Source organism: Sphingorhabdus sp. (genome assembly GCF_041737645.1).
Lineage (GTDB): Bacteria > Pseudomonadota > Alphaproteobacteria > Sphingomonadales > Sphingomonadaceae > Sphingorhabdus_B.
This window is the reverse complement of the sequence record NZ_JBGSRI010000033.1, coordinates 24,362-41,117: the sequence shown is the minus strand read 5'-3', so window position 1 is coordinate 41,117 and position 16,756 is coordinate 24,362. Positions and strand designations below refer to the sequence as shown.

Sequence of the window (16,756 nt, the reverse complement as noted above, 5' to 3'; positions counted from 1 at the left end):
ATATATGCACCCTCCGCTGCCCCAGGGGGACTTCCAATAACCGCAAGGCAGCCTTGTTGTTTTTTGTTTATTTTTTGGGGGTCCCTTGAGTTGTACGAGAACATTGACGCACTTGATGTAGTCCGCGCGCTTCGCCCGGACGAACCAATCACGCTCCTTCGCCCGCACGCTGCAACGCGCGCCGCCCGTTTCTTCGTTGAGAAGTTTCAGGGCAAGTCGTTATATGCGGTAAAAGCGAACCCTTCACCTGCCCTGCTGGAATTGTTGTGGGAAGCGGGCGTTACCCATTATGATGTCGCTTCGCTTGGCGAAGTGCGTTTGGTGAATAAATTTTTGCCTGATGCAAAACTCTGTTTCATGCATCCGGTAAAATCTGAGCGCGCCATTGCACAGGCTTATCACAACCACGGTGTCCGCACTTTCAGCCTCGACAGTCACGACGAACTGCAGAAAATTGTCCGTGCAACTAACGGTGCGACTGATCTTGAATTATGCGTTCGCATCCGCGTTTCGTCCGAGCATGCAAAGCTGAGCCTTGCATCCAAATTCGGGGCAGATCCTTCCGAGGTCTCAGATTTGCTGGTTGCAACACGTCAGGTTGCCGATGCCTTGGGTATCTGTTTCCATGTCGGAAGCCAGGCAATGACGCCGGCGGCTTATGCAGATGCAATGGAACATGTTCGCGCTGCTATCGTGCAGGCGTCTGTAACTGTGGATATTGTCGATGTAGGCGGCGGATTTCCATCGGTTTATCCCGGTATGGAACCTCCCGCACTTGAAGGCTATTTCGATGTAATACACGAAATGTTCGAAGATCTACCAATTAGCTATTCGGCGGAACTGTGGTGTGAGCCGGGTCGTGCGTTGTGCGCAGAATATGCGTCGTTACTTGTGCGCGTTGAAAAACGTCGTGGTCAGGAACTGTATATAAACGACGGAGCTTATGGGTCGCTTTTTGACGCGGCACACGTGGGTTGGCGTTTTCCCGTGGCGTTGCTCCGCACCGATACGGCAATTGGTACGCAGATGGCCGAATTCAGCTTCTATGGTCCTACCTGTGACGATATGGATTATATGGCGGGACCATTTGTTTTACCTGATGATATTCAGGCGGGCGATTATATCGAAGTCGGAATGCTGGGCGCTTATGGATGTGCCATGCGAACCGAGTTTAACGGATTTGGAGAAACCGAAACCGTGAAGGTGGAAGACGAACCAATGGCGTCTCTTTACATCAGAAAACCCGCAAATGACGCCGGACTCCGCATGCCTCACGCTTCGGCGTCACAAAATTAAGTTGCAATTGACTATTTACTTTTTGTGAAGCACCCTTTTTATTACAGAATAGGGAGGGTCTTTTCATGGATACGTCAATTTTAGCCCCGGCGGCTGTACTGGTTTCCTGGTCGCTTTTTATGCTTTTGTGGATGGCCGCCACACGTTTTCCTGCGATATTCAAATCGGGTATGGACCTCAAAGCGGCGCCTCCAGGCGGACGCGGCCAAGATTTGGAGCAAGTGCTGCCCTCAAATGTAAATTGGAAATCCCATAACTACACACACTTAATGGAACAACCGACGATATTTTATGCGGCAGTTCTAATAATTGCGGTGGCGGGTGCTTCAACGCCGTTAATGGTCAATTTTGCGTGGGGATATACGATACTGCGGATTATCCATTCGCTGTATCAGTCGTTGGTCAACGTTGTAATGGTCCGCTTTACAATATTTGTATTAGCGACCATCTGTTTGGTGGTACTTGCGGTTCACGCCGTTATTACAACGATTTAAGGGGGGATTAAAATGCAGAGCGATATTCTTCAGCCAGTGGCCGTCTTGGCCGCATGGACCATGCTGATGTGGGTTTGGATGTACATTACCCGTATTCCGGCCATGCAAAAGGTCAAGGAACTTGACCTCAATAGCTGGACGGGCGGCAAAGGCAGTGATCTGGACAAGCTACTACCACCGCAGACGCAATGGATCGCGCATAATTACAATCATTTACATGAAGCACCCACCGTGTTTTACGCTGTCGCGCTGGTACTTGCTATTTCTGGTTGGGGCGATGGTTTGAATGCTACCATCGCATGGGCCTATGTAGGCCTTCGTATCGCGCATAGTCTTGTACAGGCGCTGTGGAACCGGATCATGGTTCGCTTTACACTTTTTGCGTTGTCATCTCTGGCACTTATGGCGCTTACCGTACACGCAATGATGGCGGTTTTTGCTAACGGCTAAATTGCCCGACAAGCTCGATATGGGTTGACCAACGAAACTGGCCTATGGGCCATATTCGTTGCAGCCTGTATCCAGCGGTTACTAAAGTCTGGGCATCGCGTGCAAAACTGGCTGGGTTGCAGCTGACATAAGCTATGTCATTAACTTGTGACGCCGCCAGTTGCTCCACTTGCTCTTTTGCACCTGCACGCGGGGGATCAAGAATAACTGCGTCAAACTTGTTCAGTTCATCCGAATTCAATGGCCGCCTGAACAGATCGCGATGTTCGGTAAAGATCGTGCGCCCTGCCCGACCGGCGGCGGTTTTCAGTCCAAGTATAGCTTCGCGGTCCGCTTCGCCTGCATAAACCTTGACGCCGCTCCCGAAAGACAAGGCGAATGTACCAAGCCCGGAAAACAGGTCCGCGATAAAGCTTTTGTCGCCAACGGCTTGATGAACTGCCTCAATCAACGCCGCTTCGCCATCATTGGTTGCCTGCAAAAACCCATAAGGCGCATATGCCACGGCAACACCGCTTAACGTAACCGTAACTGGCTCCGGCTCCCAAAATGGAACCGGACCATAGCCTTCATCCAGCGATAAGCGAGCAAGTTGATGGGCCTTGGCGAACTCGGATAACGCCTCATGCGTGTCAAGATCATTGGCAATCCAGTTTTCGATCAATACATCAACGCCCTGGTCAACGATCGCCAATTTTATTTGAACTTGCCGGGCGCGGTTTAGACGTGGTGCTAACAACTCCCGCAAAGGTTTGAGCAGTGCGAAGAGTTCAGGCGCCATGACGTCACATTGTTGTAAATCAATGATACGGTGACTTTTTTCGGTACTAAAACCCAAATGAAGCTGCTTGCCGGCCCAAGCAGAGCGCACCGCAACGCGTCGGCGTGAGGCAGGTGGTGAAAGATGTACTGGCATGATTTCGCCAATTTCAACCTGTTGCGTAGCCAATGCATGGGTAATGCGGTCTGCAATAAAGCTGCTTAGGCTAGCCTCGTCCAGATGCTGCAACTGACACCCGCCACAAAGCGGAAAATGCCGGCAAGGCGGCGTATTGTGATGTGGACCGTGTATCAGGCCCCCCGAAGGATCAAGGATATCGCCCGGTGCCGCATGTGCGACATAACGGCCATCTGCTGTGACGCCATCGCCTCTTGCAGCAACCCTGATAATTTCATTTGTAACGGTCATAGCGCCCCATGCCCGTGAAGCTGCTTACAATCAACCGGCCTCTTTGTCGCTTTTGATGTCTGTAGACGCGCTGTTGCCTTTTATTTGAGCCGGCAGGCGATATTTGTCGTCACCGGAACTGACCTCAATCAGACCTTCACTTAGAAGATCGATCCGCGTTTCATCAAATCCGTCGGCGGGGGCAAGGCCGCGACCATCGGTCAAAATGTCAAAGCGCCGAAACCCGCCGTCAGGATGGCGAATGACAAGGATATCGCCCCCGCTCGCGGATATCTGCTCAGTGGTGCATGTTCTTTCAAACAGGCGAGATCCCGACAATGCACATTCTATCTTGCCGTTCAGGGCGGCTTCCTCGTCAGCTTTGTTTTCTGCCTGATTTAGGTCGCCACCTCCGCAACCTGATAGCGCAATGAACGCCACCCAAGCAGCGCGCGTATCAGATATCCGCATAAATATGCGTTTCAGCTTGCCCACCGGGGTGCGTCACCGCCCCCTGATAGGCCGGCCCGACGTTCTGGGCGTAACGCCATAATGCGCCTGATCCGTAGTCGGTAGACCGTGGTTGCCAATTTTGTCTGCGAATTTCCAATGTTTCTGGGGCAACGTTCAGATCAATAATCCCGTTATCGGCATCAATTACGATTTCGTCGCCATCTTCGATCAACGCAATCGGTCCGCATTCGGCGGCTTCCGGTCCGACATGGCCGATACAGAAACCGCGGGTAGCGCCTGAAAAACGACCATCGGTAATCAAGGCAACTTTCTCGCCCATCCCTTGCCCGTAAAGCGCAGCGGTCGTCGACAACATTTCGCGCATACCGGGGCCGCCCTTGGGGCCTTCGTATCGGATAACTATCACAGAGCCATCGCGAATTTGACGCGCTTCAACAGCAGCGAAGCAATCTTCTTCGCAATCGAATACCTGAGCAGGACCGGTGAATTTCAGACGTTCCATCCCTGCGACTTTAACAATCGCACCTTCAGGCGCCAACGTACCTCGCAGGCCTACAACACCGCCTGTCGGCGTGATCGGTGCGCTCGCAGGATAAATAACCTTCTGGTCCGGGTTCCAGGTAACTTCTTCGATATTCTCACCCAAAGTCTTGCCAGTAACCGTCATGCACTCGCCATGTAAAAGCCCTTCACCCAGCAAGGATTTCATCAACATATAAACGCCACCCGCGTCGTACATGTCGCGTGCAACAAACTGACCACCGGGTTGCAAGTCGGCCATATAGGGCGTGGTTTTGAAGATTTCGGCAACGTCAAACAGATCGAAAGAAATCCCGGCCTCATGGGCCATTGCAGGCAAATGCAGTGCGCCATTTGTCGATCCACCTGTTGCGGCAACAATTCGTGCCGCGTTGATAAAGGCTTCCTTCGTACAAATATCACGCGGCCTTATGTTTTTGGCAAGCAATTCCATGACTTGCACCCCTGCGGCATGTGCAATTTGATCACGGGTAGAATATGGTGCTGGCACCATATTGCTGTTCGGTAAGGACAAGCCAATAGCCTCACCTACGCACGCCATTGTATTGGCGGTGTACTGCCCGCCGCACGCGCCATGACCAGGGCAAGCGACTCTTTCGAGTTCTTCCACTTCGGACAAAGGACATGCTCCGGCGGCATATTTACCTACAATTTCAAAAACATCTTTTACCGTGACATCCTTGTCCTTGTAACGGCCCGGAAGAATTGATCCGCCATATACAAAGATAGACGGCACATTGAGGCGCAACATTGCCATCATCATGCCTGGCAAAGATTTATCGCATCCCGCAAAACCGACGAGCGCATCGTAACAATGGCCGCGTACCGAAAGTTCGACGGAATCGGCAATGACCTCACGGCTTATCAGCGATGATTTCATTCCCTGATGCCCCATCGCTATACCATCTGTAACCGTAATAGTATTAAACCGGCGTGGCATTCCGCCGCCTTGTTCGACACCTTTGCGTGCGATATCGGCTTGCGCGTCCAACGTAGTGTTGCATGGCGCGCTATCATTTCCGGCGGAAACTACACCGACAAATGGTCGGGCGATTTCTTCGGCCGTTAGCCCCATCGCATAATAATAGCTGCGATGCGGGGCTCGTTCTGGCCCCATCGAGACATGACGGCTGGGTAATTTCGACTTGTCAAACTGGTGCGGCATATTGAACTCCTGATACAGCCGCGCCTCTATGGCTTTTGAAGGCCCAAGCCAAGCTTTTCTGAAACAAAATGACACATTTCGGTCAAAATTCGGGCGAATCTTTCCTGCCCTTCATTTTCCAATACTCTATCTTGGCGCAATTCGATTCCGACATAAGGTATTTCGTTGCCTTCCGCATGGCGGTTCATGGTCGCATTCAGGATTTTGCCAGAATATGGTAACTGATCGCCAACATTTATTCCGGCAGCGTCCAGAAAGGAAATGGCGCATTTGGATGGCGCTTCTTTTTCATTATACAACAGGCCCAACTCCCAGGGTCTTTGTTCATCAGGTCGGCTCGCCAATTGAGGCGTGAAGCTGTGTAATGACAGGATAAGCGCGGGGCGATGATCCTTTATCAGCGCATCCAACATGTCGTGATAAGGCTTAAAGTGCCGCGCTATTCGATCCATCCGTCCCATTAAATCTAGTTGATTTCCGGGTATAAAAAGTCCGTCACTCTGGACCGGGATGACATCAGGTTCATCTGGATAGCGGTTTAAGTCCACCACCAACCGCGATACATTCCCTAAGATCGCTGCACTGGGATAGTCAGCGACAATTTTTTCAGCGACTTCGGCGACGCCGATATCCCAAGCGATATGACGCTCCAGCTGTTTGGGATCGACTCCCAAATCAATACCGGCAGGAACATGGTTTGATGCATGGTCGCTTACAATCAAAAGGCCGTTCCGGAATGGCCTGCCCAAAATTCGATAGGGAAGCTCTGTCATCGAAGACACCCAGACATTGTCCAATATGTCGGACGTTGGGAAACTATTTCGGCCGAAGCATTCATTAGACTTTCCATATCTTCATAAATCGCAAAACAGGACGCTCCCGACCCGGACATACGCGCTACAACGGGCTGTGATTTTGTCAGCAGCACAAGTATTTCCGAAATTTCCGGGCATAATGATATCGCAGGCCTCTCAAGATCGTTCCGGCCATTCAGCAGAATTTCTCGGGCCGTCCCTTGTGGCAATGGTCCATGATCCACGCCATCCCAACCCTTGAATACTGGTCCGGTCGACATCGCAATGTTCGGATTGACCAGTAAACAGAAAAGACCCGACACATCATTCTTGACCGGCTCCAGAAAAGTGCCAGTTCCGCGTCCCATTACAGGGACACCGTTGATACACGCTGGCACGTCCGCACCCAGACTTTCTGCGATGTCATGCAGCCTGCTGGCTGGCAAAGGCGGTGCAAAGTAACCGTTTAGCAACCGCAGCGCCGCAGCGGCATCGGCCGAACCGCCCCCCAGACCGGAGGCAATCGGGAGGTTCTTCTCCAATCGGAATTTGACGGCAGGAGCTAAACTGCTTTGATGCAAGTTTGCCGCGCGGGCTATCAAATTGTCCGGAACATATTCTTTGGCTAAGGTGGCTCCGAATTTACCAGTAAATTCCAATGCGAAATGCTCTGCCGGTTCGATCGATAAACGATCGCCTTGATTCAGGAAGGCGAATATGGTTTCCAACTCGTGATAACCGTCATCGCGTCGCCTACGCACATGTAACGCGAGATTTATCTTGGCATAAGCCGTTTCTTCTAAAGGCGCGATCACGGACTACGCCCGATTAGACCGACATCTATTTTTCTTGATAGACGTTCGGCTGCTTCACCGTCAGAACCCAAATTGGCCACGCGCCAGGCATATCGCGCTTCCCGACGACGTCCAGCGGACCAATAAATGTCCCCAAGATGTTCATTTATCGCTACATCTGATCCCGCTGCTTTTGCTGCCATTTCCAACAGCGGCAAGGCGCGCTCGGTGTCACCTTGCAAATAATAGGCCCATCCCAGCGAATCTATGATCGCGCTGGAATCTGGGCTAAGTTCATACGCGCGCTTAACCAGCGCAAGTGCTTTTGCCAGGTCACCATTTCGTTCCAATAGGGAATATCCCAGAAGATTGAGACCCTGCGCGTTGTTTGGATCAAGTGTAAGTAAAGTTTCAAGTTCGGCTTTAGCACCGACCCAATCATCCGCCCGTTCAAGAGCAGATGCGAGTAATAACCGGTAACTCGCTTGTTGCCGCGGTGGTAATTTTCCGAAATCGGATGCCTCGGTTATGGCACGGTATATCGCAATAACTTCGGCCATGTTACCGACCGCTTCCTGTACGCGCGCTTCCAGCAACTGGTTAGATACCGATGTTGGATCGCGGGCAACTTGCTGTTTTGCAACTATCAATGCCTGCCCAGCATCTTTTGCTTCAACCAGCAATTCAATTCGCTTTTCCAAAGCGACAGGGTGATAGGGCGAGGCTACAGGAACGGATTCCAGAACATTCAATGCCTCACTTTGCAGCTTATTCGCACGCAAGGCGTAAGCCATGGCGAGTTGAACATCTGGTCGTGTTGGCGATATCCAATTCGCTATTCTGGCAAGAACGAGCCCTTCTTCAGGTTGGTTTTGTTCAATCAGTGCTGTCGCAATCCGGCTATAAAATGCGGCCAGGCCTATATCGGCGGTCATTTTTGTACGCACTATTGCTTTGGCCGCTCCGGCCCCCGCAGCCGCGCGCATCAAAGCTTGTGCAAAGGCAGGATCAGCCTCTTCACTAGCCATGCTTTCTGCTGCACTTATCATGACATTGCGGACAAAATCGCCCTTGGTTGCAGAAATGGCCCGCAATCCGGCTTTAGCTTTATCAAGCTGACCGGTTGCCAGATCAAAATATATACGCTGGTCCGTCGAATAATAAGCGAGAACACCGTTTTTTACCGGATCTACATCAGCGAAATCGGCGGGCTGATCCTGTTTTATACGAACCCAGCTTTTGAGCACAGGTGACATAAATGCAAGATTACCTCTGCTTGCAAGTTCATCGGCGGCAATTTCGGCAAGTTGCAGTTTTCGTAGACGCCAAGCATCGGCGAACAAAAGCAACGCGGTTTCCGCATTGCCATTCTTGTTGAGCGACTGGGCACGTGCGGCACGAACGGCCGCCGGCATATCGCCAGCCCTGATTGCCGAGTCAAACAACCTGTCTGCAATTATGTCACTTTGAGGGATAGTGGTCTGCAACTTAAGGTAACCCTCAACTGCAAAACCATTCTGCTCGCTGATTTCTGCAATTCGCGCAGACACATAACGATCAGCAACGTCTCCTGTTTTCCCGCTGGCGACAGCCGGAATAGCTAAAATTGCGATGCCCAGCGAATATTTACATATTTGGATAATTTGGCCCACCGCCACCCTCCGGAGATACCCAATTGATATTCTGGTTCGGGTCTTTGATATCGCAGGTTTTGCAATGTACACAATTTTGGGAATTGATTTGATAGCGCGGTTCCTTGCCATCTTCTTCAATCCACTCATAAACGCCTGCGGGACAATAACGGGCCGATGGCCCGGCAAATTCCATGAATTCACTGGATTTTTGCAGGTCCATATTTTTTACTTGCAAGTGTACAGGCTGATCTTCGGCGTGGTTGGTGTTTGATAAAAATACGGAAGACAACCGGTCAAAACTGAATACGCCATCGGGTTTGGGATATTCTATCGGTACACTAGATGTTTTCTTCTTGAGCGCCTTATGATCCGGATGGTGCTTCATTGTGAAGGGCATCTTGATGCCGAAATCCTCCAACCACATGTTGATACCGGAAAACATCGTTCCCCAAAAATTTCCGTATTTTTCGACGATGGGCAATACGTTCCGAACGATGCTCAGCTCTTTATATATCCAACTATTTTCATAACCGCTTTGATACGCAGAAAGTTCGTCATGTTCCCGCCCGGCGGCGATCGCCTCAACCGCAGCATCTGCGGCAAGCATTCCCGATTTCATCGATGTGTGCGTACCTTTAATCCTCGGTACATTCAAAAAGCCGGCGGTGCAGCCGATAAGAGCGCCACCCGGAAATGTTAGCTTTGGCACCGATTGAAAGCCACCGTCGCTGATTGCCCGTGCGCCATAAGATACGCGCTTCCCACCGTTCAGGATCTTCTTGATTTCAGGATGGGTTTTCCAACGCTGCAATTCTTCAAATGGCGACAGATAGGGATTGGCATAATTAAGCCATACCACAAATCCGAGCGCCACTTGATTGTTAGCCTGATGATATAGGAACGCGCCGCCATTGGCATCGCTTAAAGGCCATCCTTGGCTGTGTATCACACGACCTGCATGGTGTTGCTCAGGCGGAATGTCCCACAATTCCTTGATACCAATGCCGTAAACCTGCGGGTCGGAATCCGCATCCAACGCATATTTGGGTTTCAGTAATTTGGTTAGATGTCCACGAACACCTTCCGCGAACAAGGTGTATTTTGCATGCAATTCCAAGCCTTGCGTATAATCCGGTTTGTGACTGCCGTCGCGGGCAATACCCATGTCGCCAGTAGCCACGCCCTTGACCGATCCGTTTTGGTTATAAAGGATTTCAGCCGCAGAGAATCCGGGGAAAATTTCAACACCGAGATTTTCAGCCTGTCCGGCAAGCCAACGGCACAAATTGCCCAGCGAACCGGTGTAAGTGCCCTTGTTGTGCATAAAGCCCGGCGTTAGAAAATGCGGGATGTTGAATTTGCCCTTTTTGGTCAAAACCCAATGCTGGTTGTCGTTTACAGGAACGTCGGCAAGTGGGCATCCTTGATCCCGCCAATCCGGTATTAGCTCATCCAAAGCCTTGGGATCGATAACGGCGCCTGACAGAATATGCGCGCCGACTTCGGATCCCTTTTCAAGAATGCAAACGCTGGTGTCCGGCGATTTCTGTTTGATGCGAATTGCTGCCGACAGACCCGCTGGCCCTGCCCCAACAATTACAACGTCATAAGGCATCGATTCCCGTTCACTCATCGCCTTTTTCCTTTACCCCATCTATAATTCGGGCCATCCCGATTTCCGAACAGCCTGTGGAGTATTGCCATGCCAAGCAATTGACCCCGCCGTCAACCAGTGACTGAATGGAAAAATGGAACAGCAAGGAGAAAACACCGCCACCCGATTGGCTGAATCCTTTGCCGAATGGTGGAAACTTGCGGGTTTAGAAGGCGCTGTGGATGATAAGCCCGTTAATTGGTTAGCAAGTGATAGCGTCAAGGAAATTGAGGAAAGTAGCTCAATAGTGCGAGCTAAAACCAATGAAACAAGCATTGCCCCGCCATTGAAAACGAAAATGGCATGGCCAAATGACATTGAAATACTTAAAAAAATGGTTGCTGAGGGTGCCGAGTTACCCTGCAACACGTTCGGCGTGAGGACGGTTGCACCGATTGGACCTGAAAATTGCGATGTCATGATAATTTCGGATTTACCCGAGGTCGATGATCTGGATTCGGGTGCCCTGAACGGTGGCTTTACGGGCACCATGCTTGGCCGGATGCTTGCCGCAATCAATATTGATTTGAGTAGCTGTTATTGGACTGCGCTTGCAACGACACGCCCATCAACAGGCGATATTCCAGAAGAAAATCTACCCCAATTGACGGATTTTGTGCGACACCAAATTGCTTTGGTAAATCCCCGATCCATCATTCTGCTCGGTTCATCGGCATGTAATGCTCTACTCGGCGAAGAACTGCTGAAAACACGGCAAATTTTAGCGAATATTAACCATGACGGCAACAACATGACGGCCATGGCGACTTTTCATCCCCGGACTTTGATCGCACGCCCTGCTCAAAAGGCGCTGGCTTGGCGGGATTTGCAAATGTTCGCGCAAAGGGCTGGCTTGTGAACAAAATCGGCCTTGGGCTTCTGATTGCATCGATTGTACCTTTTTCGGCCCATGCAAATACGAGCGAAGGCTTTCGTGCGATAGTATCGGCACAACCTGCTCCAACAGTTTTGAACAGTTCGGAAAAGGCGGCCTTTACAGAAATTTATACAACAATCAGATTGCAAAAGTGGGAAGAAGCATCGAAATTGATCGACGCAGCACCACCGGGTCCGATGGTCGCAATGGCCAGGGCCGAATTGTATCTGGCCCCAAACAGCCCAAAAGTGGATGCCGGTAAATTACAGGCTTTGCTAATAAGTGCTCCTTATTTGCCGCAAGCGGAACAGTTGGCATCTATGGCGCGGAAACGGGGCGCCGAAGGCTTGCCAGACCGTCCCGGAACACGGCGTTTTGCGTGGCTCGGCGGGGCACCTAAAAGAGAATTGCCTGAGAACGTAGCCAGCGATTCCTTCAGAAAAGAGTTACAGACGTTTATTAAAAACGACGATCCATTATCGGCAGAGACCTTGCTTGAAAGCAAAGCTGATGCGTTATCGGTCGAAGCGTTGACCGAGTTACGATATCGCGTTGCCTGGTCCTATTATATCGAAAATGATGATGCTTCGGCCAAGCGCCTGTCTTCTGTTGCTCGTGTCGGAGGCGGAGAATGGGGTACACAAGCGTCATGGATTTATGGCTTGGCGTCTTGGAGATTGAAGAGCTTTGAAGACGCATTAGACGGATTTGACACGGTGTCGCGTCAGGCTGCGAATGATGATCTGAAAGCTGCCGGACTGTTTTGGAGCGCGCGCGCCGCAATGGCGATGAAACAGCCACATCAAGTACAGCCCCGAATGCAGCGAGCCGCACAATTTCCTGAAACTCTCTATGGCTTGCTCGCGAGTGAATCCTTGGGGATGGATCCGATCGCGCGTAAAGCGGCAAGAATTTCTAAACTCGATTGGAACAACCTAAAGCGTCAGGAAAACGCGGTTCTAGCGGTTGCGCTTACCGAAGTCGGGCAAACTAAACTGGCGGATGAAGCATTGCGCTACCAAGCTAAAATCGGTGACGCTAGTCAGCATGGAAATATCGCGCAGCTCGCCGGTTCTCTCAATCTTGCATCGACGCAATATTGGCTGGGCCATTACGGTCCTTCTCGCGACAAAAGCAGCGCGATGGCGCGATATCCTATGCCAAATTGGGAACCAAGCGGCGGTTGGCGCGTCGCACCTTCGCTTGTTTACGCCCACGCATTACAAGAATCCGCATTCCGGACCGATGTTGTCAGTCCTGCCGGCGCACGTGGACTAATGCAGGTACGTCCGGGAACCGCGAAAGATATCGCTCGTGTTCGCGGTATCAGTTTTGCCGCCACTGAACTGGATCGTCCTTCCGTTAATTTGGAATATGGGCAGTCTTATCTTGAAAAATTGCGAGATATGCCCGCTACGGGTGGATTATTGCCTAAAGTCATCGCGGCTTATAATGCAGGGCCGACACCAGTGACGCGATGGAATCTGGAAATTCGCGACAATGGCGATCCATTATTGTTCGTTGAATCAATTCCTTATTGGGAAACCCGGGGCTATGTTTCCATCATATTGCGAAATTACTGGATTTACGAAATGCGGGAAAACAAGGCATCGGGCAGCTTAACTGGCCTCGCCCAATTTCTCTGGCCCGAGTTTCCCGATAGCAACGGAAATGTGTTGGCTCGTCGGATATCAGGAGGATCTATTGCCGCTCGATGAAACCAGAATTTTCAAACCGGTAAATATCGCACTTCTGACCGTGTCGGATACACGCACAGTTGATGACGATAGCAGCGGGAATTTACTTGCCGAGCGGATTGTCGGCGCGGGACATAAAATAGTCGAACGCGCCATCCTGCGTGATGATGTCGCCCTTTTAACGGCACGTCTGCACAATTGGATTGATGATGAGCGGGTCGATGTTGTTATTTCAACAGGCGGGACGGGCTTGACTGGCCGCGATGTTACGCCGGAGGCTTTGGATAAGGTAAAATCGAAGGATATACCTGGTTTTGGTGAATTGTTCCGCTGGCTCAGCTTTGCCAGTATCGGTACGTCGACGATACAATCACGCGCATGTGCCGTATTGGCGCGCGGAACTTATATATTCGCTTTGCCCGGCTCGAACGGAGCGGTCAAAGACGGGTGGGACCAGATATTGCTGCATCAACTTGATAGTCGCCACCGCCCATGCAACTTTGTAGAATTGATGCCGAGGTTGCGCGAAACATAAATTGTTCTTTATTTGTTCTAATCATTCTGCCAAACAATGTGGATGCAAAAATCCAGCCATCCCGATGCAATATACGGACGTGGTTCAACAGCAAATCGAACTCCAACTCGTTTCAATCTGCTAAGTCGTACTGTAGATGATGACTGGCGTGACGAACATATTATGGTTGATGGAGAGACGCCGCGACTTCGAACTAGCGTTATCGAGGAACATCCCAAATCCATTGTGACTTTCAACACATCCCCGGATTTGCCATTCGACCGCTCAATCAACGCCTATCGCGGGTGCGAACATGGCTGCATTTATTGTTATGCAAGGCCAAGTCACGCCTTTCACGACCTGTCTCCGGGACTTGATTTTGAAAGCCGGCTTTTTGCCAAACCCGACGCTGCAAATTTGTTGCGTAAGACGCTTTCAAAGGCCGGATATAAACCGGCACCCATTGCAATCGGTACGAATACCGATCCGTATCAACCTATCGAGCGGACTTACCGGATAACACGACAAATATTGGAGGTTATGGTTGAAACACGTCATCCGATTGTCATCACTACCAAATCAGCAAAAGTAACCGAAGATATCGCTTTACTGGCAAATCTTGCAAAAGATGATCTGACCGGGGTGGCGTTATCGATCACGACGCTTGACGCAAAGCTGGCGCGTATATTGGAGCCAAGGGCTTCAACGCCAATGAAAAGACTTGAAGCGGTGCGCGAGCTGGCCAACACCGGAATTTATGTTCATGTGAATATAGCACCGATAATTCCCGCCATTACCGACCATGAAATTGAATCCATTGCAGAAGCGGCTGCAGAATATGGCGCGCGGAGTATATCCTGGATTCCAATCCGCCTTCCCCATGAAGTGGCGCCATTATTCCAAGATTGGCTCGATCTTCATTTTCCGGACAGGGCCGCCAAAGTAATGAATATCATTCGCGAGCTGCGCGGCGGTAAAAATAATGATCCTGCATTTTTTAGCCGGATGCAAGGAACGGGAGCATGGGCTGAATTGATCCGAACACGGGTCCGGATCGCCAAGGCAAAATATGCACTTAATAAATCAAAATGGAACGTCCGCAGCGACCTGTTTGTCGCGGCGGCCAACGATCGTCAACTCAGTCTATTTTAGCCAAAGCTGGTATCGTCGCCATCCAACGGTCTAAACCGGATCAAGCGGCTGGTCTGGATAGCCGCTTGTCGGTTAACCACTGCCTTTCGATATTCGGCATCCGTTACCATTTCCATAAAAGCCGCGCTATTCGGATAACGCGCGATAAAGGATGAGTCCCATTGCTTGTCATCGGGTCCGATCACCATAGCTTCCATCTTGCCACGCCAAATGATCGTGCCGCCAACCCGTTGGAAAATTGGTCCACTGGTCTTGCCATATTCCTGATATGCGCGCATGCCGCTCCAGCCATGTGCTGCATTGGGATGATCGGGCGGGTAGTTCGCGACTTCGTTGAATCGCAAAAGATTCAGCATATTGATTGGTACATCACGCGGCAATGATTTGAACAAATCAAATGCTTCTCGCGTCGGGTCGATAAAAACGTCAGTCATCGCTTATCCTTCCAACACAAAATCTTTGAACTGCTGACGCAATGCCACTTTTTGAATTTTTCCAGTGCCGGTATGGGGCAATTCGTCTACAAATAGGACCCGGTCAGGCATCCACCATTTGACTATACGTTCCGCCAAATAAGCCTTTACTGTGTCCTCATCTACATCGGCGCCCGGCTTTTTGACGACGATCAACACAGGTCGCTCATCCCATTTGGGATGGGGAATGCCGATTGCGCCAGCCTCTGCTATACCGGGGCACCCGATCGCGATGTTTTCGAGCTCGACTGAACTAATCCACTCGCCGCCAGATTTGATAACGTCTTTTACGCGGTCGGTTATTTGCATGGTACCGTCGGGGTGCAACACGGAAACATCGCCGGTATCGAACCACTGATCTGCGTCGGCAGTGTCGGCCTCTGCCTTGAAATAGCGCTTGATAACCCACGGGCCACGTATTTGCAGCGCGCCTGACGTTACGCCGTCGCGAGGTGCGACATTTCCATCCTTGTCAATTACGCGCAATTCGACGCCAAAAGGAACCCGGCCCTGCTTGCAGACAACGTCGATTTGTTCGTCGAGAGTCAGTTCATCCCAATTGGGGGTCGGTGCCCCCATCGTTCCGATCGGTGACGTTTCTGTCATCCCCCAGGCATGGCTAACGCGAATACCCGATTTCATCAGCCGTTCGATCATCGTGCGCGGAGCCGCCGATCCACCGATAGTGACCAGTCTCAATTTGCCAAGCGAAGCATTTCGACCGGCCGCAGCTTCGGCATCTAGGTGCCCGAACATGGCGAGCCAGACGGTCGGAACACCGGCACTGTGTGTAATGCCCTCATCCAGCATCAACTTATGCAAAACCGGCGCTTCGTTCGTTGCCGAAAATACAAACTTTACGCCAGCCGCCGCCCCTGCAAAGGGCAGCCCCCAACTGGCCGCGTGAAACATCGGCACAATTGGAAGCAAAGCAGCCTGGGGGCTAAGGTCAAAGACTGCAGGCGCTATTTCAGCCATAGCATGAAGCATAGTCGAGCGGTGTTGGTACAAAACACCTTTCGGGTTACCCGTTGTTCCGCTTGTGTAACACAGCATACACGGATCGCGTTCGTCCCCTGTTGACCAGTCAAACTGGCCATCCTGTGCCCCGATCAATGCATCGTAACTCGTAACATCATCAAAAATAATATAATGCTCAACCGTTTTCAGATGCGGCTTCAAACGATCAATGATGGGCTGAAACGCGGCGTCATACATCAACACTTTATCTTCGGCATGGTTCATGATGTAGATCAGATCTTCATCGAACAGCCGGATGTTTACGGTATGAATTACTCCGCCAAATCCGATGGCGCCATACCACGCCGCAAGGTGGCGATGATGGTTCATAGCAAAGGTTGCAACCCGGTCTCCTTTTTGAAGACCAAATCCGGCAAATGCTTGCGATAATTTGCGCGCTTCCGCGGCGACGCCGGCCCAGCTAGATCGTTCTATGCTGCCATCGGCCCAACGCGTTACAATTTCACGGGTGCCATGCTCTCGCGCAGCATAATCTATTAAATGTGTTACCCGAAGGTCCCAATCCTGCATGCTCCCCTGCATTGCTCTCTCCTGATTTT

The 16,756-nt window shown here is 51.1% G+C and carries 16 protein-coding genes; 7 read left to right on the top strand and 9 right to left on the bottom strand.

What is annotated here, in order from left to right; genetic code table 11:
• Positions 1 to 90: 90 nt before the first annotated feature.
• The 3 genes from ACEW72_RS04160 to ACEW72_RS04150 all read left to right on the top strand — a co-directional run bounded on the left by ACEW72_RS04160 (position 91) and on the right by ACEW72_RS04150 (position 2,240).
• Entirely contained in the window at positions 91 to 1,296 is a 1,206-nt protein-coding gene (locus ACEW72_RS04160; RefSeq protein ID WP_373475116.1) for a type III PLP-dependent enzyme, read from the top strand.
• Between the two features lie 65 nt (positions 1,297 to 1,361).
• Entirely contained in the window at positions 1,362 to 1,790 is a 429-nt protein-coding gene (locus tag ACEW72_RS04155) for an MAPEG family protein (protein ID WP_373475115.1), read from the top strand.
• Positions 1,791 to 1,802: 12 nt separating this feature from the next.
• Positions 1,803 to 2,240: an MAPEG family protein gene (locus ACEW72_RS04150; protein ID WP_373475114.1), complete on the top strand. Its 438-nt coding sequence runs from the start codon at positions 1,803 to 1,805 to the stop codon at positions 2,238 to 2,240.
• On the opposite strand, the gene ACEW72_RS04145 is transcribed toward ACEW72_RS04150, so the two are convergent.
• Genes ACEW72_RS04145 through ACEW72_RS04115 form a run of 7 tightly spaced genes read right to left on the bottom strand, consistent with a single transcriptional unit; the run spans position 2,230 to position 10,442 of the window.
• Positions 2,230 to 3,429: a class I SAM-dependent RNA methyltransferase gene (locus ACEW72_RS04145; RefSeq protein ID WP_373475113.1), complete on the bottom strand. Its 1,200-nt coding sequence runs from the start codon at positions 3,427 to 3,429 to the stop codon at positions 2,230 to 2,232. The genes ACEW72_RS04150 and ACEW72_RS04145 overlap by 11 nt on opposite strands.
• A 30-nt stretch (positions 3,430 to 3,459) precedes the next feature.
• Positions 3,460 to 3,879, bottom strand: a complete 420-nt coding sequence (locus ACEW72_RS04140) for a hypothetical protein (protein ID WP_373475112.1) — start codon at positions 3,877 to 3,879, stop codon at positions 3,460 to 3,462.
• The gene (gene ilvD, locus ACEW72_RS04135) at positions 3,866 to 5,587 is read right to left on the bottom strand and encodes a dihydroxy-acid dehydratase (RefSeq protein WP_373475111.1); all 1,722 of its coding nucleotides are present in this window, start codon (positions 5,585 to 5,587) and stop codon (positions 3,866 to 3,868) included. The genes ACEW72_RS04140 and ilvD overlap by 14 nt, the downstream gene beginning before the upstream one ends.
• A gap of 26 nt (positions 5,588 to 5,613) precedes the next feature.
• Positions 5,614 to 6,360: an N-formylglutamate amidohydrolase gene (locus ACEW72_RS04130; RefSeq protein ID WP_373475110.1), complete on the bottom strand. Its 747-nt coding sequence runs from the start codon at positions 6,358 to 6,360 to the stop codon at positions 5,614 to 5,616.
• On the bottom strand, positions 6,357 to 7,196 hold the full coding sequence (locus ACEW72_RS04125) for a 4-(cytidine 5'-diphospho)-2-C-methyl-D-erythritol kinase (protein ID WP_373475109.1): 840 nt from the start codon (positions 7,194 to 7,196) through the stop codon (positions 6,357 to 6,359). Before ACEW72_RS04125 ends, ACEW72_RS04130 begins: the two co-directional genes overlap by 4 nt.
• Positions 7,193 to 8,827: a tetratricopeptide repeat protein gene (locus tag ACEW72_RS04120; RefSeq protein ID WP_373475108.1), complete on the bottom strand. Its 1,635-nt coding sequence runs from the start codon at positions 8,825 to 8,827 to the stop codon at positions 7,193 to 7,195. Before ACEW72_RS04120 ends, ACEW72_RS04125 begins: the two co-directional genes overlap by 4 nt.
• Complete coding sequence (locus ACEW72_RS04115) at positions 8,802 to 10,442, bottom strand: electron transfer flavoprotein-ubiquinone oxidoreductase (RefSeq protein ID WP_373475107.1); 1,641 nt, start codon at positions 10,440 to 10,442, stop codon at positions 8,802 to 8,804. Before ACEW72_RS04115 ends, ACEW72_RS04120 begins: the two co-directional genes overlap by 26 nt.
• Before the next feature lie 115 nt (positions 10,443 to 10,557).
• On the opposite strand from ACEW72_RS04115, the gene ACEW72_RS04110 reads away from it, so the two are divergent.
• From ACEW72_RS04110 to ACEW72_RS04095, 4 genes are read left to right on the top strand one after another with little or no spacing between them, the layout of a single operon-like run.
• Positions 10,558 to 11,322: a uracil-DNA glycosylase family protein gene (locus ACEW72_RS04110; RefSeq protein WP_373475106.1), complete on the top strand. Its 765-nt coding sequence runs from the start codon at positions 10,558 to 10,560 to the stop codon at positions 11,320 to 11,322.
• A complete protein-coding gene (locus ACEW72_RS04105) occupies positions 11,280 to 13,058 on the top strand; it encodes a lytic transglycosylase domain-containing protein (RefSeq protein ID WP_373475105.1) in 1,779 nt (592 codons plus the stop codon). Before ACEW72_RS04110 ends, ACEW72_RS04105 begins: the two co-directional genes overlap by 43 nt.
• Entirely contained in the window at positions 13,045 to 13,572 is a 528-nt protein-coding gene (gene moaB, locus ACEW72_RS04100; RefSeq protein ID WP_373475104.1) for a molybdenum cofactor biosynthesis protein B, read from the top strand. The genes ACEW72_RS04105 and moaB overlap by 14 nt, the downstream gene beginning before the upstream one ends.
• A gap of 42 nt (positions 13,573 to 13,614) precedes the next feature.
• The gene (locus ACEW72_RS04095) at positions 13,615 to 14,703 is read left to right on the top strand and encodes a PA0069 family radical SAM protein (RefSeq protein WP_373475103.1); all 1,089 of its coding nucleotides are present in this window, start codon (positions 13,615 to 13,617) and stop codon (positions 14,701 to 14,703) included.
• On the opposite strand, the gene ACEW72_RS04090 is transcribed toward ACEW72_RS04095, so the two are convergent.
• Together ACEW72_RS04090 and ACEW72_RS04085 are read right to left on the bottom strand one after the other, a co-directional pair.
• Positions 14,700 to 15,137 carry a DUF1330 domain-containing protein gene (locus ACEW72_RS04090; protein ID WP_373475102.1) on the bottom strand — a complete coding sequence of 146 codons (438 nt, stop codon included), beginning with the start codon at positions 15,135 to 15,137 and terminating at the stop codon, positions 14,700 to 14,702. The genes ACEW72_RS04095 and ACEW72_RS04090 overlap by 4 nt on opposite strands.
• A gap of 3 nt (positions 15,138 to 15,140) precedes the next feature.
• Entirely contained in the window at positions 15,141 to 16,739 is a 1,599-nt protein-coding gene (locus tag ACEW72_RS04085) for a long-chain fatty acid--CoA ligase (protein ID WP_373475101.1), read from the bottom strand.
• Positions 16,740 to 16,756: the final 17 nt, after the last annotated feature.